Annotated in this window: 24 protein-coding genes, 1 tRNA gene and 2 riboswitches; of the genes, 12 read left to right on the plus strand and 13 right to left on the minus strand. The window is 71.2% G+C overall.

The features are described from left to right. On the plus strand, positions 1-910 hold a 910-nt coding region (locus tag OUY22_RS26105; protein ID WP_270157802.1), incomplete at its 5' end, for an NAD(P)-dependent oxidoreductase. 63 nt (positions 911-973) lie between these two features. On the opposite strand, the gene OUY22_RS26110 is transcribed toward OUY22_RS26105, so the two are convergent. The 4 genes from OUY22_RS26110 to bcp all read right to left on the minus strand — a co-directional run bounded on the left by OUY22_RS26110 (position 974) and on the right by bcp (position 2756). Further along, positions 974-1576, minus strand: a complete 603-nt coding sequence (locus OUY22_RS26110) for a DUF4291 domain-containing protein (protein WP_270157803.1) — start codon at positions 1574-1576, stop codon at positions 974-976. 96 nt (positions 1577-1672) lie between these two features. Beyond that, positions 1673-1745 (minus strand) — tRNA-Leu (locus OUY22_RS26115). Then, positions 1736-2218: a hypothetical protein gene (locus OUY22_RS26120; RefSeq protein WP_270157804.1), complete on the minus strand. Its 483-nt coding sequence runs from the start codon at positions 2216-2218 to the stop codon at positions 1736-1738. The genes OUY22_RS26115 and OUY22_RS26120 overlap by 10 nt, the downstream gene beginning before the upstream one ends. 64 nt (positions 2219-2282) lie before the next feature. Continuing rightward, positions 2283-2756: a thioredoxin-dependent thiol peroxidase gene (gene bcp / locus OUY22_RS26125; RefSeq protein ID WP_270157805.1), complete on the minus strand. Its 474-nt coding sequence runs from the start codon at positions 2754-2756 to the stop codon at positions 2283-2285. 124 nt (positions 2757-2880) lie between these two features. Here bcp and OUY22_RS26130 point away from each other — a divergent pair, with 124 nt between their 5' ends. Further along, the gene (locus OUY22_RS26130; protein ID WP_270157806.1) at positions 2881-3207 is read left to right on the plus strand and encodes a DUF3618 domain-containing protein; all 327 of its coding nucleotides are present in this window, start codon (positions 2881-2883) and stop codon (positions 3205-3207) included. 37 nt (positions 3208-3244) lie between these two features. Here the strand turns inward: OUY22_RS26130 and OUY22_RS26135 are convergent, their stop codons facing one another. Beyond that, positions 3245-4435, minus strand: coding sequence for an amino acid deaminase/aldolase (locus OUY22_RS26135; RefSeq protein WP_270157807.1), 1191 nt, complete (start codon positions 4433-4435; stop codon positions 3245-3247). 138 nt (positions 4436-4573) lie between these two features. On the opposite strand from OUY22_RS26135, the gene OUY22_RS26140 reads away from it, so the two are divergent. Next, complete coding sequence (locus OUY22_RS26140) at positions 4574-5173, plus strand: DUF6286 domain-containing protein (protein WP_270157808.1); 600 nt, start codon at positions 4574-4576, stop codon at positions 5171-5173. Beyond that, the gene (locus OUY22_RS26145; RefSeq protein ID WP_270157809.1) at positions 5173-5712 is read left to right on the plus strand and encodes a hypothetical protein; all 540 of its coding nucleotides are present in this window, start codon (positions 5173-5175) and stop codon (positions 5710-5712) included. Before OUY22_RS26140 ends, OUY22_RS26145 begins: the two co-directional genes overlap by 1 nt. On the opposite strand, the gene OUY22_RS26150 is transcribed toward OUY22_RS26145, so the two are convergent. The 7 genes from OUY22_RS26150 to OUY22_RS26180 all read right to left on the minus strand — a co-directional run bounded on the left by OUY22_RS26150 (position 5699) and on the right by OUY22_RS26180 (position 13081). Further along, entirely contained in the window at positions 5699-7075 is a 1377-nt protein-coding gene (locus OUY22_RS26150) for an L-serine ammonia-lyase (protein ID WP_270157810.1), read from the minus strand. The genes OUY22_RS26145 and OUY22_RS26150 overlap by 14 nt on opposite strands. Before the next feature lie 58 nt (positions 7076-7133). Next, positions 7134-7523, minus strand: coding sequence for a glycine cleavage system protein GcvH (gcvH, locus tag OUY22_RS26155; protein ID WP_270157811.1), 390 nt, complete (start codon positions 7521-7523; stop codon positions 7134-7136). Continuing rightward, the gene (gene gcvT, locus OUY22_RS26160) at positions 7520-8605 is read right to left on the minus strand and encodes a glycine cleavage system aminomethyltransferase GcvT (RefSeq protein WP_270157812.1); all 1086 of its coding nucleotides are present in this window, start codon (positions 8603-8605) and stop codon (positions 7520-7522) included. The genes gcvH and gcvT overlap by 4 nt, the downstream gene beginning before the upstream one ends. Before the next feature lie 34 nt (positions 8606-8639). Next, positions 8640-8737, minus strand: a riboswitch (glycine riboswitch). Then, positions 8738-8835, minus strand: a riboswitch (glycine riboswitch). Between the two features lie 17 nt (positions 8836-8852). Then, entirely contained in the window at positions 8853-9578 is a 726-nt protein-coding gene (locus OUY22_RS26165) for a gamma-glutamyl-gamma-aminobutyrate hydrolase family protein (protein ID WP_270157813.1), read from the minus strand. Positions 9579-9586: 8 nt separating this feature from the next. Further along, positions 9587-10351: a 3-oxoacyl-ACP reductase gene (locus OUY22_RS26170; protein ID WP_270157814.1), complete on the minus strand. Its 765-nt coding sequence runs from the start codon at positions 10349-10351 to the stop codon at positions 9587-9589. 4 nt (positions 10352-10355) lie between these two features. After that, positions 10356-11696 carry an aldehyde dehydrogenase family protein gene (locus tag OUY22_RS26175; protein WP_270157815.1) on the minus strand — a complete coding sequence of 447 codons (1341 nt, stop codon included), beginning with the start codon at positions 11694-11696 and terminating at the stop codon, positions 10356-10358. Positions 11697-11701: 5 nt separating this feature from the next. Beyond that, positions 11702-13081, minus strand: a complete 1380-nt coding sequence (locus OUY22_RS26180) for a glutamine synthetase family protein (RefSeq protein WP_270157816.1) — start codon at positions 13079-13081, stop codon at positions 11702-11704. 140 nt (positions 13082-13221) lie between these two features. On the opposite strand from OUY22_RS26180, the gene OUY22_RS26185 reads away from it, so the two are divergent. The 8 genes from OUY22_RS26185 (at position 13222) to OUY22_RS26220 (ending at position 21132) form a co-directional block, all read left to right on the plus strand. Continuing rightward, positions 13222-13908, plus strand: coding sequence for a FadR/GntR family transcriptional regulator (locus tag OUY22_RS26185; RefSeq protein ID WP_333486792.1), 687 nt, complete (start codon positions 13222-13224; stop codon positions 13906-13908). An 84-nt stretch (positions 13909-13992) separates the two neighbouring features. After that, the gene (locus tag OUY22_RS26190) at positions 13993-14823 is read left to right on the plus strand and encodes a metalloregulator ArsR/SmtB family transcription factor (protein ID WP_270157817.1); all 831 of its coding nucleotides are present in this window, start codon (positions 13993-13995) and stop codon (positions 14821-14823) included. Next, positions 14820-15419 carry a dihydrofolate reductase family protein gene (locus tag OUY22_RS26195; protein WP_270157818.1) on the plus strand — a complete coding sequence of 200 codons (600 nt, stop codon included), beginning with the start codon at positions 14820-14822 and terminating at the stop codon, positions 15417-15419. The genes OUY22_RS26190 and OUY22_RS26195 overlap by 4 nt, the downstream gene beginning before the upstream one ends. A gap of 83 nt (positions 15420-15502) precedes the next feature. Beyond that, positions 15503-16261 (plus strand): hypothetical protein, encoded by a 759-nt coding sequence (locus OUY22_RS26200; RefSeq protein ID WP_270157819.1) that lies wholly within the window; start codon positions 15503-15505, stop codon positions 16259-16261. A gap of 3 nt (positions 16262-16264) precedes the next feature. After that, on the plus strand, positions 16265-16660 hold the full coding sequence (locus OUY22_RS26205) for a hypothetical protein (RefSeq protein WP_270157820.1): 396 nt from the start codon (positions 16265-16267) through the stop codon (positions 16658-16660). A 134-nt stretch (positions 16661-16794) separates the two neighbouring features. Further along, entirely contained in the window at positions 16795-18501 is a 1707-nt protein-coding gene (locus OUY22_RS26210; protein ID WP_270157822.1) for an ABC transporter ATP-binding protein, read from the plus strand. Positions 18502-18572: 71 nt separating this feature from the next. Beyond that, on the plus strand, positions 18573-20222 hold the full coding sequence (gene hutU, locus OUY22_RS26215; protein WP_270157823.1) for a urocanate hydratase: 1650 nt from the start codon (positions 18573-18575) through the stop codon (positions 20220-20222). A gap of 79 nt (positions 20223-20301) precedes the next feature. Continuing rightward, positions 20302-21132: a MurR/RpiR family transcriptional regulator gene (locus OUY22_RS26220; RefSeq protein WP_270157824.1), complete on the plus strand. Its 831-nt coding sequence runs from the start codon at positions 20302-20304 to the stop codon at positions 21130-21132. On the opposite strand, the gene OUY22_RS26225 is transcribed toward OUY22_RS26220, so the two are convergent. After that, positions 21129-21776, minus strand: a complete 648-nt coding sequence (locus OUY22_RS26225) for a hypothetical protein (protein WP_270157825.1) — start codon at positions 21774-21776, stop codon at positions 21129-21131. The two genes, OUY22_RS26220 and OUY22_RS26225, sit on opposite strands and share 4 nt — an antisense overlap. Positions 21777-22002: the final 226 nt, after the last annotated feature.

Consider the following 22002-nt stretch of genomic DNA (forward strand, 5'->3'; position numbering starts at 1 on the left):
ACGGCCGCCCGTCGTCGTTCTGGTGCCCCACCCGCGCGGCCTCGACGCGCTGGCGGCCGTGGACGGCGTCACCCCGCTGCTGTACGACGTGCGCGCCGAGCCTCCGGAAGGCGCCGAGACGGCCGAGGTCATGGTCATCCCCTCCCACCCGGTGGACCGGGTCCTGGCCCTGATCGACCGGCTCCCCGCGCTCCGGCTCGTCCAGACCCTCAGCGCCGGCACCGACACCTGGACCGGCCGTCTGCCCGCGCACGTCACCCTGTCGAGCGCCCGCGGCGCCCACGGCCCCGCCGTCGCCGAATGGGCCGCCGCCACCCTGCTCGCCGTCGTCCGCGACCTCCCCGCCTTCGCCGCCGACCAGGCCGCCGCCCGCTGGAACCCGCACGTCACAGAGACGCTCTGGGACAAGCGCGTGCTCATCATCGGCGCCGGCGACCTCGGCACCCAGCTCCGCGCCCGCCTGGAGCCGTTCGGCCCGCGCATCACGATGATGGCCCGCCGCGCCCGCCCCGGCGTCACCCCCATGGCGGACCTCTGGACTCATCTGCCGGCCCAGGACGTGGTCGCCCTCATGGTGCCCCTCACCCCCGACACCCATCACCTCGCGGACAAGGGCTTCCTCGCCGCGATGAAGGACGGCGCCATCCTCCTCAACGCGGCCCGCGGCCCCGTCGTCGACACCCAGGCCCTGCTCGCCGAGACCCGCGCCGGCCGCCTGCGCGCCATCCTCGACGTCACCGACCCCGAACCCCTCCCGCCGGACCACCCGCTCTGGCACGCCCAGGGCGTCCTGGTCACCCCCCACGTGGCGAGCGACGTCCCCCAGACCGACGCCCGCACCTGGCAGGTCGCAGCCGCCCAGATAGCCCAGTACGCCCGTGGGGAACGACCGGCCAACACGGTTGGGTGATCGGCTTCGCTGAGTGTGGCCCAGCCGGTCGCCGTCGCGGTGCCGACAGGTCGCCGTGCGCGCTCAGCCGAGAGCAGGTGCGGTGCTCGCGCCGATGGCCTCGGCGAGTCGCGCGGGCAGGGGGTACGGGCGTTCCACCGGGAGCATCTCAGTGACGTCCTTCCCGTCGTGCAGGGCCTGCCGGATGTCACGGACCCGATCGGTCAGGTCGGTGATTCCCAGGATCCATTGGTCGACATAGCGGGCGACGGCAACGCCGGACAGCCCGATCTGGATGGATCGATGGGGCAGGGCATGGTGGTGCGGGTCGCGTTCAGGATCCCACTGGATCCGGACCGGACTTTCGCGTAAGCGTTTCTTCCACACCTCATGGTCTGTCCCGGCGTCGGGATGGCTGAGGCAGGAGTGTTCCAACGCCCAGGCGAACCCCTCTCGCGTGATGTCGATGGCCAAGACCCTGGTCTGGCCTGGCTTCGTGGCCCATCCGCAGCGGTACATCATCCACAGGAAGGACGGTTTGATCCAGGTCATCCGTTCGCGTTTGAAGGGCGGGACGAAGCGTTGCGCGCGGACGGCCGGGCCTGCGACAGCCGGCCCGTAGGCTTGATAGACGGTGATCGCTTCGTCGGTGAAGGCGGCACGGATCTGCCGGTACGGGATGCTCATGACCCCGCAGCATGGCGAACCTGCGTGTCGTCGATCAATCGGATTAATCGCTCTGATGGGGAAGGGAGCCCTGTTCCCGCATTCAGGCAGTATATGTGGGGCCGGTGGGATTCGAACCCACACTGTCAGCTACCTAAAAGCTGTGCCTCTGCCATTGGGCTACGGCCCCCTCACCTTTCCCTTACCGGCGAAATTCGCGGTCTGAGAATGGCAGTTAGGGCAGAGGAATCGCACATTCTCCTGTCGATTGTCGAGCCAGTCACCGTTGATGTGGTCGACATGGAGGGTGAGCGGTCTGCCCTGCCACGTGCCGTCAATCCTACAGCCTGCGCAGGCGTACGGCAGCCCGGCTTCCTGCATGGCCCGGCGCAGCGCGGGCGCCTTCTCGCGGATGGAACCCGTCGGGCGGAGGACGAGTATTTCCTGGTAGGGGCGCAGTGAGGGAGGTTTCCGGCCCTTGCCGTGCGCCCTGCCCACGAAATGCGAGGTGTCGATGGCGTAGTGCTTCAGCCGGCGACTGATGTGCGCGTGGCTGCCGCCGGTCCACCTGATGCCCAGGCGGCGGAGCACGTCGGCGACGCTGAGAGAAGCCGCCGCCGCCTCGGCGAGCATCTCTCGCGTGTACTTCTCGTAAGCGGCCATGTCGTGAGAATAGAAAAGCTCGCCGACAATTCTTGAGGGTCACAGACGGGTGATTTCCTCTTTGTCAGGAAAGGCCGAGCTTCTTCTTGAGGCTCGCTACGTGGCCGGTGGCCTTCACGTTGTAGAGGGCCTGTTCGATCTTGCCGTCGGCGTCGATGACGAAGGTGGAGCGGATGACGCCCTCCACCTCCTTCCCGTAGAGCTTCTTCAGCCCGTAGGCCCCGTACGCCTTGTGGACCGCGAGTTCGGGGTCGGACAGCAGCGGGAAGGTCAGGGCGTCGCGTTCGACGAAGGTGGCCAGCTTGGCGGGCTTGTCCTTGGAGACGCCCAGGACGACGTAGCCCTCGGCGGTGAGCTGGGCGAGGCTGTCGCGGAAGTCGCAGGCCTGCTTGGTGCAGCCGGGGGTCATGGCGGCGGGATAGAAGTAGAGGATCACCCGCTTGCCGCGGTGGTCGGCCAGAGAGACGCTGCCGCCGTCGGCGGTGGGCAGCGTGAACTCGGGCGCGGCGTCGCCGGGCGCGAGCTTGGATTCGGTCATCAGGTCCTCCCGTGGTTCTCTTGGAGAACCTACTGGAGAACGTACCGGCAGGCCTGCCGTGCCGTTCGGGGTGATGACCTGACAGACTGATCGTCACGAGCAGGAGCGCGCCGGAAGGAGAGTCATGGCTGACACCGATCCTGATGAGCTGGAGCGGCGGATCGCGCGGACGCGCGCGGAGTTGGCGCAGACGGTGGACGCCATCGCCGACCGGGTGAGCCCGAAGCGGGTCGCCGAGCGCACGGTGGCGGATGTGAAGAGCAGGGCCGGTCACCTGGTGGCGCAGGTGGGTGACGCGCTGGGCGTGTCGCCGCGGCCGGTGGAGCTGGGGCAGGACCCGGACCGGCTGTGGGACGAGGAGCCGGACCTGGCTCCGGTGCTGATCGGGGTGGGCGCGGTGCTGGTGCTGGGGGCGGCCGTGATGCTGTGGCGGCGGCGCAGGCGGCGGTAGGGCCCGTCAGGGCTTACGGGAGGGGTTACGTCAGGGCTTACAGGAAGGTCCTGCCCTCGCCCCGGTAGGTCGGCACGGAGTCCACGACGGTGTCGCCGTCGACGAGGTGCAGGGTGTCGAAGCGCTCGCACAGCTCGCCCGCCTTGGCGTGCCTGAACCAGACGCGGTCGCCGATGCGCAGGTCTTCGGCGGCCTGGCCGGTGAGGGGGGTCTGGACTTCGCCGGCGCCTTCGTCGCGGCTGTAGCGCAGGCCGGCGGGCAGGTACGGCTGGGGTACGCGGCTGGGTCCGGCGGGGCCGGAGGCGAGGTAGCCGCCGCCGAGCACCGTCACGGTGTCGTGGCCGGGGCGGCGTACGACGGGGAGGGCGAACATCGCGGCGGGGCGGCCGGTGAAGCCGCGGTAGAAGTCGAACAGCCGGGGGTGGAAGAGCCCGGAACCGGCGGCGACCTCGGTGACGGCCTTCTCGCGTACGGTGCGTTCGATGGAGCCGGTGCCGCCGGCGTTGACGAACTCGAGGTCGGCGACCTGGCGGACGGCGTTGACGATGCGGCCGCGGCGCAGCACGAGCTCTCTGGCCGAGAGGGTCTGCATGAGGCGTACGGCGCGGCCGTACGCGGCGCTGGGCGGGGCGTCGCCGACGCCGGCGATCTGCGCCTCGTAGGCGAGCAGGCCGGTGAGCCGGTAGCCGGGGCGTTTGGCGATCGCGGCGGCGAGGTCGGCGGCCTGGTCGGCGTCGCGGACGGGGGAGCGGAGCGCGCCGGCCCTGAACCGGCCGCCGAGGGTGACGAAGCCGGCGTCGACGTCGAGGCAGAGCCGGATCTCGTGCCGGGGGCGGACGCCGGCGAGGGCGTGGTCGATGAAGGCGAGGTGGTCGGCGGAGTCGACGGTGATGGTGATTCTCCGGGCGGCTTCGGCGTCGCCGGCGAGTTCGGCCAGGGCGTGCCGGTCGGCGGTGGGGTAGGCGACGACGAGGTCGGTGTGGCCGTGGGAGGCGAGCCAGAGCGCTTCGGGGAGGGTGAACGCCAGCAGGCCGCGGAAGCCGTCGATGGCGAGCACCTGGTCCAGCAGTGGGCGTGATCTGATGGATTTGGTGGCCACCCGGATCGGCTTGCCGGTGGCGCGTCGGACCATGCTCGCGGCGTTGGCGCGCAGGGCGGCCAGGTCGAGGATGGCGAGCGGTGGCTCTAGCGAGGCGGTGGCCTGGTCGTAGCGCTGGCGGTCGTCCATACCGGCAGCGTAACGGCATAACCGGCAGATGAACATGAGGGTGATTCGCATTGATCGCCCGGGCCGTAATGATCGTGCAAACGGGCGGCGGGGACACGGTCGAGCGCGAGCCCCGCCCGTGTACCTGTGGTGGTTGTGATGACCACGCTGCAGCAACTCCTGCCCGGCACCGCCGTCGCCCCGCGCGACTCCCCGCTCCGCAGGTCCCGGCGGGTGCTCAGGCCCGCCCGCACGCCCGCCGCGGTGATCGTGGCGGCGCTCCTGACCGCCGGCTTCGGGCTCGTGGCCGCGGAGATCGTCGCGGGCCTGTGGAGCCGGTCGCTCGGCGTCGTGCCCGTGGACGACGCCGTCGCGCTGGCGTCCGCGACCTCGTGGCACGAGCTGTCGCCGTCCGCGCTGGGGGTGGCGCTGGCCGGGGCGGGCCTGATCCTGCTGGCGGTGCTGCCGGGCCGGTGCAGGCTCGTACCGGTGGAGACCACGGACCCGCTGATCGTCATCGGCGTCACCCGCTCCGGCCTGCGCCGCACGCTGCTGGCGGTGGCGCGGCAGGCCGAGGGGGTGGAACGGGTCAGGGTACGGCTGCGCAGGCGGCGCATCGAGGTCACCGTGATGACCGGGCCCGAGTCGTCGGGCGCGATGCTCAGGCAGGTGGGCACCGCGGTGGGCGACCGGCTGGCGGGGCTGGGCACGCTCGGCACGGGCGAGGTCGTGATGCGGCTGCGCAGGAAGGGACTGTGATGCGGCAGTACGGGGGCAACCGCCTGGGGCTGGCCGTGGTGGGCGCGGTGCTGCTGGTCGTCGGCGGCTACGCCTGGCTGCGCGGCCAGGGGCAGCTGGCCGGGCTGTCGCCCCGGGCCAGGGTGCTGCCGGAGCGCACGGTCGACGCCGTGGCGGGGAACCCGTGGACGCTCTGGGCGATGGCGCTGCTGCTGGTGGTGCTGGCGCTGGTGACGTTGCGGTGGCTGCTGCTCGGCCTCGGCTGGGGCCGGTTCGGGGCGCGGTCCGGTACGGGCACCGCGATGCTCTGCGTGGGCCTGAAGGACGTGGAAGGGCTGTCGCGGGCGGGGGTGCGGGTGGTCGGCGACCCGAACGGCGCGGGCCGGCTGCGGATCTCGTTCTCCTGCCCCGCGGAGGCGGACGTGGGCGCGGTCGTGGGCAAGCTGGACCGGGAGATCGTCGGCCGCATCCGCCGCGAGGTCGGCGACGACGATCTCGGCGCGGTCGTCCGCGTCCACGTCCGCCGCCAGGCGGCGGCGCGGCGCGTCAGCACTCGATGACGTTGACCGCGAGGCCGCCGCGCGAGGTCTCCTTGTACTTGTCGAGCATGTCCCTGCCGGTGTCGCGCATGGTCTTGATGGCCTTGTCGAGCGACACGTGGTGGCGGCCGTCCCCGCGCAGGGCGATGCGGGCGGCGGTGATGGCCTTGATGGAGGCGACCGCGTTCCGCTCGATGCACGGGATCTGCACGAGGCCGCCGATCGGGTCGCAGGTCAGGCCGAGGTTGTGCTCGATGCCGATCTCGGCCGCGTTCTCCACCTGCTCGGGGGTGCCGCCGAGCACCTCGGTGAGCCCGGCCGAGGCCATCGAGCAGGCCGAGCCGACCTCGCCCTGGCAGCCGACCTCGGCACCGGAGATGGAGGCGTTCTCCTTGAACAGCACGCCGATCGCCGCCGCCGTCAGCAGGAAGCGGGTGACGCCGTCGTCGTCGGCGTTCGGGGCGAAGCGGGAGTAGTAGGTGAGCACGGCGGGGATGATGCCGGCCGCGCCGTTGGTGGGGGCGGTGACGATGCGGCCCCCGGCGGCGTTCTCCTCGTTGACCGCGAGGGCGAACAGCGACACCCAGTCCATCGCCTGCAGCGGGTCCTTCTCGGCCGACTCGGCCTGCAAGCGGCGGTGCAGCTGGTGGGCGCGGCGCTTGACCTTGAGCCCGCCGGGCAGCACGCCCTCCTTGGCGATGCCCCGGCGCACGCACTCCGACATGACCCGCCAGATGTCGAGGAGCCGGGCGCGGATCTCGTCCTCGCCGAGGCCGAACGCCTTCTCGTTCTCCAGCATCAGCCCGGAGACCGACAGGCCGGTGGCCGTGCAGTGCTTGAGCAGCTCCTCGCCGCTGGTGAACGGGTAGGGCAGAACGGTGTCGTCCGGTTTGATGCGGTCGGCGCCGGTGGCGGTCTCGTCCACCACGAAGCCGCCGCCGACCGAGAAGTACACCTTCTCGCGCACGGTCCCGCCCGCCTCGTCGTAGGCGGTGAAGCGCATGCCGTTGGGGTGCTCGGGCAGCGAGATCTTGCGTTCGAAGACCAGGTCCTCGCCGACCACGAACGGGATCTCGCGCTCGCCGAACAGGCGCACCGTGCCGGACTCGCGCATGGCGGCCAGCCGCCCGTCGATGGCGTCGACGTCCACCAGCTCGGGCTTCTCTCCCGACAGGCCCAGCAGGACCGCCTTGTCGCTGCCGTGGCCCTTGCCGGTCAGGCCGAGCGAGCCGTACAGGATGACCTCGACGCGGGCCGTGCGGCCGAGCAGCCCGTCCTGATGCAGGCCGCGCGCGAACTTGTGCGCGGCGGCCATCGGGCCGCCGGTGTGGGAGCTGGACGGGCCGATCCCGATCTTGAAGAGGTCGAAGACGCTGATCGCCATCGATGGGCGCCTTTCACGAGGTGGGAACCGGGGCCCGCGGCCGGGCCCCGGCGGTGGATCAGGACTCGCCCGAGGTGAGGGCGGCGTACTCCTCGGCCGACAGCAGGTCCTCCGGGTCGCCGTCGGCGCGCACCCGGAACATCCAGCCTTCGCCGTAAGGGTCGCTGTTGGCCAGCGACGGGTCGTCCACCAGGGTCTGGTTGACCTCCACCACCTCGCCGCCGACAGGGGTGTAGATCTCGCTCACCGACTTGGTGGACTCCACCTCGCCGACCGAGTCCCCGGCCTCGATGGTCGAGCCGACCTCCGGGAGCTGCACGTACACCACGTCACCGAGGGCGTCGGCGGCGAAGGCGGTGATGCCGATCGTGGCGATCAGGCCGTCCTCCAGGCCGGAGACCCACTCGTGCTCCTTGGTGTAGCTCAGGTCGTCAGGGATGTTGCTCACTTGTTCCTCCTGTAGAAGGGCAGCTCGACCACGTCCACGGGTTCTTGCCTGCCCCTGATGTCCACGGCCAGACCTGCGTCGACGCCGGTGTCGACGTAGGCCATCGCGATGGGCTTGCCCAGCGTCTGCGAGGGCGCGCCGCTGGTGACCTCGCCGACGACGGCGCCGTCCTTGGTGACGGGATAGCCGTGGCGGGGCACCCGGCGGCCGCGCGCGACCAGCCCGACCAGGCGGCGCCGCGGCGGCACGTCCTTGACCGCCTCCAGCGCCGACCGGCCCACGAAGTCGCCCGGCTTGTCGAATTTCACCACCCTGCCCAGTCCCGCGTCGAACGGGGTGAGCTCCGCGCTCAGCTCGTTGCCGTACAGCGGCATACCCGCTTCCAGGCGGAGCGTGTCACGGCTGGACAGCCCGGCCGGCTTCAGCCCGTACGGCTCGCCGGCGGCGGTCAGCGCGTGCCAGAGCGGCGCCGCGTCCTCCTCGGCCACGAACAGCTCGAAGCCGTCCTCGCCGGTGTAGCCGGTGCGGGCGATGAGCGCCTGCCTGCCGTCGACCGTGCCGGGCAGGCCGGTGTAGTACTTCAGGCCGGCGAGGTCGGCGTCGGTGAGGGTGGCGAGGATCTCCTCGGCCCGGGGGCCCTGGACGGCGATGAGGGCGTAACGGTCGGAGCGGTCCTCGACCCGCGTGTCGTACGCCTTGGCGCGATCGGTCAGCTCGTCCGCGACCTTGTCCGCGTTCGACGCGTTGGCCACGACCATGAACTCCTCGTCGCCGAGCCGGTAGACGATGAGGTCGTCGAGCACCCCGCCGCGCTCGTTGACGATCATGGTGTAGCGGGCCCGCCCGTTCGCCAGCGCCGACAGGTGTCCCACCAGGGCGTGGTCGAGGGCCTGCGCCGCCTGCGGGCCGGTCAGGAAGATCTCTCCCATGTGCGACAGGTCGAACAGTCCGGCCGCCTGGCGGACCGCGTTGTGCTCCGCGGACTCGCTGCCGTAGCGCAGCGGCATGAGCCAGCCGGCGAAGTCGGTCAAGGTGGCGCCGAGAGACTCGTGCACGTCTCTCAGCGGCGTCGATCGGGACATGTCTCGCACCTCAGGGCAGGATCGGATGCCGGGATCCTCCCCCTCTGTCGTCGGTGCCTGAGAGTTTCGCCCGGCTTTTTTCCGGACTTTCACCTTCGGCGAGGTCGCGCGGACCTGCTTTCCAGAGGACACCTCGGCCGTACGGTCCTTTGCCTTGAGAGGTTCGCGGGGAGGGCTTGCTCCTTCAGGGGCCCCGACCGGCTGTCAGGACGCTCTCCCGCACGGCTTCGACGGTGATGCGGCAAGCCTAACGGCCTGGGGTGCGAATTGTCGCGTCCGGCCGTCTCGCGGCGGAGACCAGGGCTTCGAAGAGGGCGCAGTCCTGGGCCGCCTCCGGGTGCCACTGGACGGCGACGGCGAAGGGGTGGGAGTCGAGTTCGACCGCCTCGACGGTGCCGTCCTCGGCGGTGGCCGTCACGGTCAGGCCCGTGCCGAGGCGGTCGACCGCCTGGTGGTGGTAGTGCGGCACGGTGACCGGGGCGGCGCCGAGGATCTTCGCGACCTTGGTGCCGGCGACCGGGCGCACCGGGAGGTGGCCGAACTCGCCCGGAGCGGGGGAGTGGCCGCGGTGGCCGGTCACGTCCGGGAGGTGCTGGTGGAGGGTGCCGCCCAGGGTGACGTTGAGAACCTGGAGGCCCCGGCACACGCCCAGGAAGGGGAGGCGGGCCTCCAGGGCCGCGGTCATGACGGCAAACTCCGCCGTGTCCCGAAATTTCCGGATGTAGTCGGTGCGGGGGTGGGGGGACGCCCCGTACCGCTCCGGATCGACGTCCCCGCCCCCCGCCAGGATCAGCCCGTCCAGCCGGGGCACCAGCGCCGCCGGGTCGCCCGCCGGCGGGATGAGCACCGGCTGCCCGCCCGCCCGCGTCACCTGCTCCACGTACATGTACGGCAGCAGCGCCACGGGCAGGTCCCACACCGTGAACCGCGCGGGCTCGACGTAGGTGCTGACACCGATGACGGGCCGGCTCACAGGCCGGCTCACAGGGGCGTCACGTACGCGCCGGAGATGCCCCCGTCGACCAGGAACTGCGACGCGGTGATGAACGAGGCGTCGTCGCTGGCCAGGAACGCGACCGCGGCCGCGATCTCCGACGCCTCGGCGAAGCGGCCGAGCGGCACGTGCACCAGCCGCCGCTGCGCCCGCTCGGGGTCCTTGGCGAACAGCTCCCGCAGCAGCGGCGTGTTCACCGGCCCCGGGCACAGCGCGTTGACCCGGATGCCCTCGCGGGCGAACTGCACCCCCAGCTCGCGCGACATGGCCAGCACCCCGCCCTTGGACGCGGTGTAGGAGATCTGCGAGGTCGCCGACCCCATGACGGCCACGAACGAGGCGGTGTTGATGATCGAGCCCCTGCCCTGGCGGCGCATGTACGGGATGGCGTGCTTGCAGCACAGGTAGACGCTGGTCAGGTTGACCTCCTGGACCCGGCGCCAGGCGTCCAGGCCGGTCTCCAGGATGGAGTCGTCGTCGGGCGGCGAGATGCCCGCGTTGTTGAACGCGACGTCCACGCTCCCGTAGGCGCCGAACGCGGTCTCGTACATCCGGACCACGTCGTCCTCGCTGGTCACGTCGGCCTTGACGAACAGGCCGCCGACCGCGGTGGCGGCCTTGGCGCCCGCCTCCTCGTCGACGTCGACGCAGACGACCTTGGCGCCCTCCTCGGCGAACCGATGGGCGGTGGCCAGGCCGATGCCGCTGCCCGCCCCGGTGATGACGGCCACACGGTCCAGCAAACGCTGCATGTCGCTACTCCGTTGAGATGAAGACGTTCTTGGTCTCGGTGAACGCGGCGAGCGCGTCCGGGCCCAGCTCGCGGCCGAGCCCGGACTCCTTGAACCCGCCGAACGGGGTCCAGTAACGGACGGAGGAGTTGGAGTTCACCGAGAGCGCGCCGGCCTCGACCGCGCGGGCCACCCGCAGCGCCCGACCGATGTCGCGGGTCCAGACGGAGCCGGACAGGCCGTAGCGGGTGTCGTTGGCGATGCGGACCGCGTCGGACTCGCCGCCGAACGGCACCACCGACACGACCGGGCCGAAGATCTCCTCGGTGAACGCGCGGTCGGTGACGTCCGAGGTCAGCACCGTCGGCGGGAACCAGAAGCCGCGGCCCCGCGGGCACGAGCCCTGCAGGAACGGGTCGGCGACGAAGCCGCGGACCCGTTCCCGGTGCTCGGCGCTGATCAGCGGGCCCATCTCGGTGGCGGGGTCGAGCGGGTCGCCCACGCGCAGCCCGCGCACCGCCTCCGACAGCCGTTCGAGGAACTCGTCGTACACGCTCTCCTGCACCAGCACGCGGGAGCGGGCGCAGCAGTCCTGCCCGCTGTTGTCGAAGACCGCGTACGGGGCCGCGGCGGCGGCCTTGGCCACGTCGGCGTCGGCGAAGACGATGTTGGCGGACTTGCCGCCGAGTTCGAGCGTGAGCCGTTTGACGTGCGCGGCGGCCCTGGCCGCGATCTCCTTGCCCACCTCGGTCGAGCCGGTGAACACGATCTTGGCGACGCCGGGGTGCTCCACCAGGCGGGCGCCCGCGACCTCCCCTGCTCCGGGCAGGACCTGGAGCACCCCCTCGGGGAGGCCCGCCGCCAGGGCCAGCTCTGCCAGCCGCAGCGCGGTCAGCGGGGTCTGCTCGGCGGGCTTGACGATGACCGCGTTGCCCGCCGCGAGCGCCGGGGCGACGCCCCACGACATGATCAGCATCGGGAAGTTCCACGGCACGATCACGCCCACCACGCCGAGCGGCTCCTGGAACGTCACGTCGACGCCGCCGGGCACCGGGATCTGCCTGCCGTGGTTGCGCTCGGGCGCGCCGGCGTAGAAGTGGAGCACGTCGCGGACGGTGGCGGCCTCCCAGCGGGCGTTGCCGACCGGGTGGCCGGCGTTGGCCACCTCCAGCAGGGCCAGCTCCTCGGCGTGCGCGCCGACCAGGTCGGCGAACGCGCGCAGCAGCCGCGCCCGGTCGCCCGGCGCCACCTCGCGCCACTCCCGCCAGGCCTTCGCGGCCCTGGCCACGGCCTCGTCGACCTCGGTGACCCCGGCCATCTCGACCTCGGCCACGACCTGCTCGGTCGCCGGATTGATGATCTTCATGCTCGTCACAGGCGCTCGAATCCCCTGAACATCTCCCAGTCGGTCACCGCCGCCTCGAAGGCCGCGAGCTCCACCCTGGCGTTGTTGGCGTAGTGGGCCACCACGTCCTCCCCGAACGCCTCCCTGGCCGGCTTGGAGCCCTCGAACAGGGTCAGCGCGTCACGCAGGGTGTGCGGGACGGTCTCGGCGCCGGAGGCGTAGGCGTTGCCCTCGAACGCCTCCTCCAGCTCCAGCTCCTCGTCGATGCCGTGCAGGCCGGCCGCGACCAGCGCGGCCACGGCGAGGTACGGGTTCACGTCGCCGCCCGGCACCCGGTTCTCCACCCGGAGCGAGGGGCCGTGGCCGACCAGGCGCAGCGCGCAGGTGCGGTTGTCGAAGCCCCACTTGACGGCGGTGGGCGCGAAGCTGCCCGGCACGAACCGCTTGTAGGAGTTGACGTTCGGCGCGTACAGGAGGGTGAGCTCGCGCAGGCAGGCGAGCTGACCGGCGACGAACCGGCGGCCGAGCGGCGACAGCCCGTGCGGCCCGTGCGGTCCGTCGCCCGCCATCACCAGCTCGCCGTCCGTGCCGCGCAGCGAGATGTGGACGTGGCAGGAGTTGCCCTCGCGGTCGTTCGGCTTGGCCATGAAGGTGATCGACTTGCCCTCCTGGGCGGCGATCTCCTTGGCGCCGTTCTTGTAGATGGCGTGGTTGTCGCAGGTGACCAGCGCCTCGGCGTAGCGGAAGGCGATCTCGTGCTGGCCCAGGTTGCACTCGCCCTTGGCGGACTCCACGTACAGGCCCGCGCCCTCCATGTCGCGCCGGATGCGGCGCAGCAGCGGCTCGACCCGGGCGGTGCCGAGGAGCGAATAGTCGACGTTGTAGAGGTTGGCGGGGGTCAGGTCGCGGTAGGCGCGTTTCCACGCCTGCTCGTAGGAGTCCTCGTAGACGACGAACTCCAGCTCGGTGCCGACGTGCGCGCGCAGGCCGCGCTCCTCCAGCCGGGCGAGCTGGCGGCGCAGGATCTGGCGCGGCGAGGCCGTCACGTCGTCGCCGTTCTCCCAGACGAGGTCGGCCATCAGCAGGGCCGTGCCCTCCTGCCAGGGCACGCGCCTGAGCGTCGACAGGTCCGGGCGCATCACGAAGTCCCCGTACCCGCGATCCCAGGACGACATCGCGTATCCGCCGACCGTGTTCATGTCCACGTCGACGGCGAGCAGGTAGTTGCACCCTTCCGAGCCATGGTGCAGCACCTCGTCGAGGAAGTAGCGGGCGGACAGCCGCTTGCCCTGCAGGCGGCCCTGCATGTCGGCGACCGCCAGCAGCACTGTGTCGATCAGCCCGGCCGTGACCTCCTGCCGCAGCTCGTCGACGGTGAGAAAGCCATGACTGGACCGCTCGCTCACGTGCTGGCTCCGATCTGGCAGGAGACGGTTTACCGTTGATTGGGCTAGTCTCAGACCATTGATGTGTATGGCGGGATCGCTTGTCAAGACCTGAGGACACGTTGGACGAGTCGGCGCGTTTGATCACGGTGTTGCGGCCGGTGAGGGCGGGAAACGCCTTCGAGGAGACGGTCGAGCGGCTCCTTCAGGCGATCAAACTCGGCGTGGTGGCGCCGGGCGGCAAGCTGCCGCCCGAGCGGGAGCTGGCCGTCCAGCTCGGCATCAGCAGGGTGACGCTGCGCGAGGCCATCCGCGCCCTGCAGGAGGCGGGCTTCCTCGACGTGCGGCGCGGCCGTTACGGCGGTGCGTTCGTCACCTACACGCCGCCCCGGCCCGGCGCGGCCGACCTGCGCAAAGTGGTCGCTGACATGGGCACCGACGACCTGGCCGACGCGCTCACCTTCCGCATGGCCGTCGAGTGCGGGGCCGCCCAGGTGCTGGCGGGCGCCGAGCTGACCGACGGGCAGCGCGACACGCTCCGGCGCCGGCTGGCCGACCTCGACTCGGCGTCGCTGGAGGACTACCGCCGCCTCGACACCGCCTTCCACCTGTCGATCGCCGAGCTGACCGGGTCCAGTCTGCTCGCCGCCGCCTGCGCGGACGCCCGCCTGCGGGTCGGCGACCTGCTCAACGCCATCCCCATGCTCCAGGTCAACCTCGACCACGCGGCCGCCCAGCACCGCGCGATCGTGGCGGCCATCCTCGCCGGCGACCCCGAGGCCGCCCGCCGCGCGATGTGCGAACACCTGGAGGGCACCGCCGCGCTCCTGCGGGGCTTCCTTTCCTGACTGATTCCCGGTCACCCGCGTCGCCCTCTCGGCCTCCTAAGTATTCGTTGACACGAATATTCGTCATAGTGAATACTAGCGACCATGGACGCACTTCTCACCGCACTGGCCGACCCGGCGCGCTGGCGGCTCGTGAGCCTGCTGGCCGAGCGGCCCCGCTCGGTCGGCGTCCTCGCCCAGCTCGCCGGGGCACGCCAGCCGCAGACGACCAAGCACCTACAGACCCTGGAGCGCGCCGGCGTCGTCACCTCCCAGCGCTCTGGCCAGCGCCGCGTCTACGCGCTCAGGCCCGCGCCCCTGCGGGACCTGGCCGCCGCGCTCGGCCGGCTCGCGGACCAGGCCGACGGCGCCCGCGAGGCCTTCGACCGCTACGGGCTCGGGCTCCACGAGGAGCGGCTCGCCGCGAACGAGGCGGGGTGGGCCGACGGCCGCTCGTTCAGGTTCCACCGGTCGCTGGCGGGGCGCCCGGAGGACGTCTGGCGGCACCTGACCGACGCCTCCCTGCTCGCTCGATGGTGGACGCCCGACGACCTCCGCGTCTCCGAGCTCGTGTTCGAGGCCCGGCCGGGCGGGCGGATCGTCCAGGTGTACCGCGACGCCGAGGACGCCGACGGCTCCGACGTGATCGCCGGGCGCGCGGAGGGAGTCGTCGACGACGTACGCCCCGGTGAACGCCTCGCCTATCGCCTCTCCCCGCTGCTCCCCGGCGGCGGCTCCGCCTTCACCTCCCACCTCGAACTGGCCCTTCGGCCTACCGAAACCGGCACGGACCTCGACGTCCTGTTCCGGATCACCGACAGCACCGTCGACTCCGCGGACTTCGTCGCGGGCATCGAGCTCGGCTTCGGCCAGAGCCTCGACAAGCTCGCGGCGATCCTCGCCGCGGACGACACCGAGACAAGGAGCACCGAATGACCCACTCGACCGACCGCCGCGTCACCGCGAACCTGACCCTCACCCTCGACGGCCGCTATCACGGCCCCGGCGGCCCCGCCGACTTCGCGGCGTTCGCCCCGTACGTGTCCACGGACGTCGCCCGGGACCACCTGACCCGCATCTGGGAGGGTGCGACGACGGCGCTGCTCGGCCGGGTCAACGCCGAGGGATTCCTGGGCTACTGGTCGTCGGTCGCCGAGGACGAGAACGCCGACCCGCGTGATCGCGGCTACGCGAAGTGGCTGGTGGACACCGAGAAGGTCGTCCTGTCGACCACGTTGACCCGAGCGCCGTGGGAACGCGCCCGCGTGGTGAACGCCCCCGCCGCCGACGTCGCCGCCGATCTCCGGGAAACCGGTTCCGGCGACATCCTCGTCAACAGCAGCACGAGCGTCATCAAGCCGCTCCTCGCGGCGGACATGATCGACCGGCTGTACCTCATGATCGTCCCTGAGATCGTGGGGGGCGGGCAGCGGCTGTTCGACGACGGCCTGCCGGCCTCGACGTGGACGCTCACCCGGCAGGAGACCGGCAAGCTGGGCGAGATCGCCCTGGTCTACGACCGGGCCCGCTGAGACTGCGGACGCGTCCAAGGGTGCGAAACGGGGTCCTACGCCGCAACCACCACGATCGTGATCGTAGAGTTCTGTACACGGTCATGGAGAAGTGGTTTCAGTCAAACATCGTCGGGACGGGACGGCTGCCGCTGTTCTGTTTCTTCGTCGCGCTGATCGTGGCGTTCATCGCCACCCGCATCAACGTACGGCTGATCAGGGCGAAGGTGGGCTGGTTCCGCAACGTCAACGTGGGGGAGATGCACATCCACCACGTGGTGTTCGGGGTCGTGCTCATGCTGGTCGGCGGGGTGGCCGGGCTGATCGTCTCCGGTGCGTCGCAGGTGGGCTACGCGGTCGCGGCGTCGGTGTTCGGCGTCGGGGCGGCGCTGGTGCTCGACGAGTTCGCGCTGATCCTCCACCTGCACGACGTCTACTGGGAGGAGGAGGGGCGCACCTCGGTGGACGCGGTGTTCATCGCCGTGGCCGTGACCGGGCTGCTGCTCATCGGCCTGCGGCCCCTCACCTGGGACTTCGGCCTGCCGCTGGTCAACCCGGCGGCGCTGATCGTGGGCAACCTGCTGCTGGCCGTGGTCACCCTGCTCAAGGGGAAGATCTGGACCGGGATGGCGGGATTGTTCCTGCCTTTTCTGCTGGTCGTGGGCGCGGTGCGGCTGGCGCGGCCGGGGTCGCCGTGGGCGCACTGGTTCTTCGCCGGCCGCGCGCCGCGCAAGATGGCCAGGGCCATCCACCGGGAGGAGCGCTGGAGGCGGCCGGTGATCCGGGCCAAGATCGCCTTCCAGGAGTTCCTGTCGGGACGCCACGACCTGCCGTCCTCCCGCCGCCTGCGCCGCCGTACCTGATCCATGGCGCTTCCCCCGCGATCCGACGGGCCGCAGAACGACGCCGTGGGCGCGAGGCTGCGCGCGTTCCATGACCACGGCCTGGCCCGCGACGCCGTGGCCCTCGCTGCCGTGGCCGATCCGTACTCCTTCAGGGAGCTGGAGCGGTTCGGCAGGCTGCACGCGGAGGGCTTCTCCCTCGCCGAGTTGCTCATGCGGCTGGAGTTCGTGGAGTTCGTCGCCGACGAGGAGTTCGCGGCCTGCGGGGTGACCCGGGACCGGTCGCGGGAAGATCCGGGCGTGGGCCGCGGTGTGGGCGGAGGACATCACGATGCGGCGGGCCGACGACGGGGACGCCGAGTACGACGTCCCCGATCTGCCCGGAGTCGACTGAGGCCCCGGCCGTCCGAAGGACGCTGACGGCGGTCGCGTCATCCTGAGGGAGGAGTCGTCAACATAAGTTGACATACCTGGGTCGTCAATTTAGGTTGACGGGTGCGAAAGCGCGCACCCGGCCGCCGGGTGAGGTCGAATGACTCCCGGAAGGGGATTCGGTGATCAAAGAACTGCTCGCCTACCTGCGCCCGCACCGGTGGATCCTGGTCGCGGGCGGAGTGCTCGGGCTGATCGGCTCGGCCGCCGGGCTCGCCATGCCGCTGCTGGCCAAGTACGTGGTGGACGCCTTCGGCGCGGACCGGTCGATGGCCGGGCCGCTCATCGGCCTGACCGTGGCCGTCCTGGTCGGCGCGGCGGTGTCGGCCGGCGGCTCCTACCTGATGGAGCGCACCGGCGAGAGCGTCGTGATGGGAGCCCGCCGCCGGCTGGTCGAGCGCATCCTGCGGCTGCGGGTGGCCGACGTCGACCGGCTCAAGCCCGGCGACCTGCTCTCCCGCGTCACCGGTGACACGACCCTGCTGCGCGCGGTCCTCACCAACGGTGTCGTCAACTCGGTCGGCTCGGTGTTCATGCTGGTCGGCGCCATCGTCCTGATGGCCGCCATGGACGGCACGCTGCTGCTGGTCACGCTGCTCGTGATCGTCGTGATCGGCGGGCTCACCGCCTCGGTCATGCCGCGCATCATGCGGGCGCAGAAGGACGCGCAGGAGGCCGTCGGCGAGATGGGCGCGGTGCTCGACCGGGCGCTGCAGGCCTACCGCACGGTCAAGGCCAGCGGCGCCGAGGAGCGCGAGATCACCGTCGTCGCCGGCGCCGCCGAGCGGGCCCGCGACCGCGGCATGCAGGTGGCCGGGTGGACCTCGCTGGCCGGGGTGTCGACCTTCATGGCCGTGCAGATCGCCTTCCTGAGCGTGCTCGGCGTGGGCGGGGCCAGGGTCGCCTCCGGCGCGCTGGAGGTCTCGTCGCTGATCGCCTTCCTGCTCTACCTGTTCTACCTCGTGGCGCCGATCGGGCAGCTCGTCGAGGGCGCGGTCCAGCTCCAGCAGGGCCTGGCCGCGCTGAAGCGCATCAAGGAGGTCGAGGACCTGCCCGGCGAGCCCGTCGCCGAGCCGGCCGCCACCGGCGGCCGCCCGCTCGGCGTGCGCTTCGACGGTGTCACCTTCCGGTACGGCGACGACCGGCCGGTCGTGCACGACGAGGTCAGCTTCGAGGTGCCGCCCGGCGGGCTCACCGCGCTCGTCGGCCCGTCAGGGGCGGGCAAGTCGACCGTCTTCGCCCTGCTCGAACGCTTCTACGAGCACCAGGGCGGGACCATCTCGCTGGACGGCCGCGACATCCGCGACTGGCCGCTCGGCGAGCTGCGCGCGGCGCTCGGCTACGTCGAGCAGGACGCGCCCGTGCTGGCCGGCACGCTCAAGGAGAACCTGCTGTTCGCCGCCCCGGACGCCACGGACGACGAGCTGCTGCGCGCCGTCGCCCGTACCCGCCTGGACGACCTGGTGTCCAGGCTGCCCGACGGCCTCGACACCCTGGTCGGCCACCGGGGCGTGCTGCTGTCCGGCGGCGAGCGGCAGCGCGTGGCCATCGCCAGGGCGCTGCTGCGCAGGCCCAGGCTGCTCCTGCTCGACGAGGCCACCTCCCAGCTCGACGCGGTCAACGAGCTGCGGCTGCGCGAGGTCATCGCCGAGGTCGCCGCCGAGACGACCGTGCTGGTCATCGCCCACCGGCTGTCCACGGTGACGAACGCCGACCGCATCGTGGTCATGGAGGCCGGCGGGGTGCGGGCCGTCGGCACCCACGACGAGCTGGTGGGCGCGGACGAGCTCTACCGCGAGCTCGCGGCCACCCAGTTCCTCGTGAGCTAGGCGTTCCGTCCGCGATCTCCCGTTGTACTCTTCGGGTGACGTTGATGAATGCGTTCATTCAGGAGGTCGCCATGAGCCGCACCGTGCGAGCGCCGCGAGGAGCCACGCTCACCGCCAAGGGGTGGCCGCAGGAGGCGGCCCTGCGCATGCTCCGCAACAACCTGGACCCGGAGGTCGCCGAGCATCCCGAGCAGCTCGTCGTCTACGGCGGCTCGGGGCGCGCGGCCCGCGACTGGGCCTCCTACGAGGCGCTCGTCAGGACGCTCACCTCGCTGGAGGGCGACGAGACCCTGCTCGTGCAGTCGGGGCGGCCCGTGGGCGTCTTCCGCACCCACGAGTGGGCGCCCCGGGTCCTGATCGCGAACTCCAACCTGGTGCCCGGCTGGGCCACCTGGGAGGAGTTCCGTCGGCTCGAAGCCGCCGGGCTCACCATGTACGGGCAGATGACCGCGGGCTCGTGGATCTACATCGGCACCCAGGGCATCCTGCAGGGCACGTACGAGACGTTCGCGGCGGTGGCGGCCAAGCGGTTCGGCGGGTCGCTGGCCGGGACCATCACGCTCACCGCCGGGCTCGGCGGCATGGGCGGCGCGCAACCGCTGGCCGTCACCATGAACGGCGGCGTCGCCGTCTGCGTCGACTGCGACCCCCGCTCCGTGGCCCGCCGCATCGAGCACCGCTACCTCGACGTGCGCGCCGAGTCGCTGGAGGAGGCGCTGCGGCTGGCGTACGAGGCGCGCGACGCGCGGCGGCCCCTGTCGATCGGCGTGGTGGCCAACGCGGCCGAGGCGCTGCCCGCGCTGCTCGCCGCCGGCGCCGAGATCGACATCGTCACCGACCAGACCTCGGCCCACGACCCGCTCATGTACCTGCCGCTGGGCGTGGCCTTCGACGACATGGCCGCCGAGCGCGACAAGGACCCGGCGGGCTTCACCGAGCGCGCCCGCGGGTCCATGGCCGTCCACGTCGAGGCCATGGTCGGCTTCCAGGACGCCGGGGCCGAGGTGTTCGACTACGGCAACTCCATCAGGGGCGAGGCGAAGCTGGCCGGCTACGCGCGGGCCTTCGACTTCCCCGGGTTCGTGCCCGCGTACATCAGGCCGCTGTTCTGCGAGGGGAAGGGGCCGTTCCGGTGGGCGGCGCTCAGCGGCGACCCCGCCGACATCGCGGCCACCGACCGGGCGATCCTGGAGCTGTTCCCGGAGAACGAGCCGCTGGCCCGCTGGATCCGCCAGGCAGGTGAGAAGGTCCACTTCCAGGGGCTGCCCGCGCGCATCTGCTGGCTGGGATACGGCGAGCGCGACCTGGCGGGCGGCCGGTTCAACGACATGGTGGCCTCCGGCGAGCTGCGGGCGCCGGTCGTCATCGGCCGCGACCACCTCGACAGCGGCTCCGTCGCGTCCCCGTACCGCGAGACCGAGGCCATGGCCGACGGCTCCGACGCGGTCGCCGACTGGCCGCTGCTCAACGCGCTGCTCAACACGGCGTCCGGGGCGTCGTGGGTGTCGATCCACCACGGCGGCGGCGTCGGCATCGGCCGCTCCATCCACGCCGGACAGGTGACGGTCGCCGACGGCACCCCCCTGGCCGCGGAGAAGCTCGACCGGGTGCTCACCAACGACCCCGGCACCGGCGTCATGCGCCACGTCGACGCCGGTTACGACGAGGCGGTCGCGGTGGCGGCCGAGCGCGGCGTGCGCGTCCCGATGCGCGAGTCGTGATCGCGTCATGCCGGAGTCGGATGAGACTCGTGATGCCACTGAGGGATGAGAACGCGTCGCTCACGGTGTTGGAGGAGGTGTGACGGGCGCTTACCACGGCGGGCTGGACCGGCTGCTCGACGGCCGCAGGCTCTCACCGGTGCAGAGGAGGATCGTTCACTACCTGTCGGAGCACCTGGAGGAGGCCATCTTCCTGTCGAGCGTGGAACTGGCCGAGCGGGCGGGGGTGAGCCAGCCGTCCGTGACCAGGTTCGCGATGGTGCTCGGCTTCGCGGGCTACCCGGAGCTGCGCCAGGCGCTGCGCCCGCTGGTGCTCGGCGGCCCGCCGGACGGCCAGCAGGAGAGCCTGATCAAAGGCGCCATCGACCGGGAGATCAGAAACCTGACCGCGGTCCGCGACCGGCTGCCGTCCCTGCCGCTGAAGGAGCTGGGCGCGTGCCTGGCCGCCGCCGAGCCGCTCCCCGTGCTGGGCCTGCGGGTGTCGGCAGGGCTGGCCACGACGTTCGCCTACTACACCCGCCGCATCCACCCCGACGTGCGGCTGCTCGCCCACGGCGGGTCGGAGCTGATCGACGGGCTGCACGCCGCCCGCCGCGCGGGCGCGGAGTGGCTGGTGGCCGTGGTGCTGCCGCGCTACCCCGTCGAGGTGATGCAGGCGCTGGAGTACGCGGACAAGCTCGGCTACCGGGTGGCCGCGATCTGCGACCGGCCCGACTTCCCCGCCGAGGCGGTGCTCGACGCCCCGGTGGGCGACCGGCTGGTGTTCGACTCCCACGCGGCGCCGCTGGCCCTGGCCATGGCCCTGGTGGAGGCCATGGCCGACGCGGCGCCACTGCGCACCCGGGCGCGGCTGGAGGAGTACGAGCGGATGACGGACGAGACCGGGACGTTCATCGACGAACTTCCCTAGTCGCCCCCAGGCGACTGCTGTTCCGACTCTGCTAGACGCCGACGCCAGATGTCCGCTTCGTGCCCTGTGGTCTCCGCATCGGCGGTGGCTGCGGCGAACTCGGCGATGTCGCGGAAGATGTCGTGGGTTGGCTCAAGTACCCAACTGGAGCCGTGGTGTCTCCAGATAGTGCACTTGTCTGACGGCAGGGAGTGCCGTCGCGCCCAAATACGCTCAGCCAAGGCAAGCGCGGCCCTTCGTCGCCCAAGCTCCACCAGACAACACATCTGGTTGTAGGCGTTCAGGCCGCTATGGAAGTAGCTGAGCTCCTCGGCGTGCTGGAGATGAGGCAGGGCCTCGTGTGCGTCTTCGGGGATGAGACAGAACCCCCAATTATTGTGAAACGCGGCGTTGTAGGGATCTCCTTGGACACCGAACTCGAACACTGCCGCAGCATCGCGGTAGCGCCTTTCTCTCAGGAGTCGAGTCGCGTGTGTGACCATCTCTCCCGCCAGGCTCGACATGAGCATGGCAGGGGAGGGCTCGCCAGACGCTGTGAGCTGGCTGAGTGAGGGTATGCTGGACAAAGACGTGCCGGTCGCCTTTGTGGCGCGGTTGGCAATCTCTATTGCGAGCTCGTCGAGCTCGATGTGCCGGTCCTCCATCAGGCTTGGAGTGCAGGGCGGTGCTTCTGCCCCATTGATCCATCGGAGGGTTCGATGGAGCGCATCGGTTTCCCAATCACGGACCCTTTTTCATCCTCAGACGGCGTAGACATTCAGCCTGTGCGCGATAAGTGACGGACGTTCCGGTCTCGTCACATCGTGTGACTTGATCATCTCGGCAGGGCATGGTGAGATCGTCGGGTGTCTGGCCTGGAGGAACTGTCGT

The sequence above is a fragment of the Nonomuraea corallina genome, from assembly GCF_027620315.1.
Taxonomy (GTDB): Bacteria; Actinomycetota; Actinomycetes; order Streptosporangiales; family Streptosporangiaceae; genus Nonomuraea; species Nonomuraea corallina.

Excerpts from the sequence above, each read along its gene's own strand:
- OUY22_RS26110 (WP_270157803.1), bottom strand. The coding sequence starts at position 1,576 with ATGAGCATCCCGTACCGGCAGATCCGTGCCGCCTTCACCGACGAAGCG.
- OUY22_RS26120 (WP_270157804.1), bottom strand. The coding sequence starts at position 2,218 with ATGGCCGCTTACGAGAAGTACACGCGAGAGATGCTCGCCGAGGCGGCG.
- bcp (WP_270157805.1), bottom strand. The coding sequence starts at position 2,756 with ATGACCGAATCCAAGCTCGCGCCCGGCGACGCCGCGCCCGAGTTCACG.
- OUY22_RS26130 (WP_270157806.1), top strand. The coding sequence starts at position 2,881 with ATGGCTGACACCGATCCTGATGAGCTGGAGCGGCGGATCGCGCGGACG.
- OUY22_RS26135 (WP_270157807.1), bottom strand. The coding sequence starts at position 4,435 with ATGGACGACCGCCAGCGCTACGACCAGGCCACCGCCTCGCTAGAGCCA.
- OUY22_RS26140 (WP_270157808.1), top strand. The coding sequence starts at position 4,574 with ATGACCACGCTGCAGCAACTCCTGCCCGGCACCGCCGTCGCCCCGCGC.
- OUY22_RS26145 (WP_270157809.1), top strand. The coding sequence starts at position 5,173 with ATGCGGCAGTACGGGGGCAACCGCCTGGGGCTGGCCGTGGTGGGCGCG.
- OUY22_RS26150 (WP_270157810.1), bottom strand. The coding sequence starts at position 7,075 with ATGGCGATCAGCGTCTTCGACCTCTTCAAGATCGGGATCGGCCCGTCC.
- gcvT (WP_270157812.1), bottom strand. The coding sequence starts at position 8,605 with ATGTCCCGATCGACGCCGCTGAGAGACGTGCACGAGTCTCTCGGCGCC.
- OUY22_RS26170 (WP_270157814.1), bottom strand. The coding sequence starts at position 10,351 with ATGCAGCGTTTGCTGGACCGTGTGGCCGTCATCACCGGGGCGGGCAGC.
- OUY22_RS26175 (WP_270157815.1), bottom strand. The coding sequence starts at position 11,696 with ATGAAGATCATCAATCCGGCGACCGAGCAGGTCGTGGCCGAGGTCGAG.
- OUY22_RS26190 (WP_270157817.1), top strand. The coding sequence starts at position 13,993 with ATGGACGCACTTCTCACCGCACTGGCCGACCCGGCGCGCTGGCGGCTC.
- OUY22_RS26195 (WP_270157818.1), top strand. The coding sequence starts at position 14,820 with ATGACCCACTCGACCGACCGCCGCGTCACCGCGAACCTGACCCTCACC.
- OUY22_RS26200 (WP_270157819.1), top strand. The coding sequence starts at position 15,503 with ATGGAGAAGTGGTTTCAGTCAAACATCGTCGGGACGGGACGGCTGCCG.
- OUY22_RS26205 (WP_270157820.1), top strand. The coding sequence starts at position 16,265 with ATGGCGCTTCCCCCGCGATCCGACGGGCCGCAGAACGACGCCGTGGGC.
- hutU (WP_270157823.1), top strand. The coding sequence starts at position 18,573 with ATGAGCCGCACCGTGCGAGCGCCGCGAGGAGCCACGCTCACCGCCAAG.
- OUY22_RS26225 (WP_270157825.1), bottom strand. The coding sequence starts at position 21,776 with ATGGAGGACCGGCACATCGAGCTCGACGAGCTCGCAATAGAGATTGCC.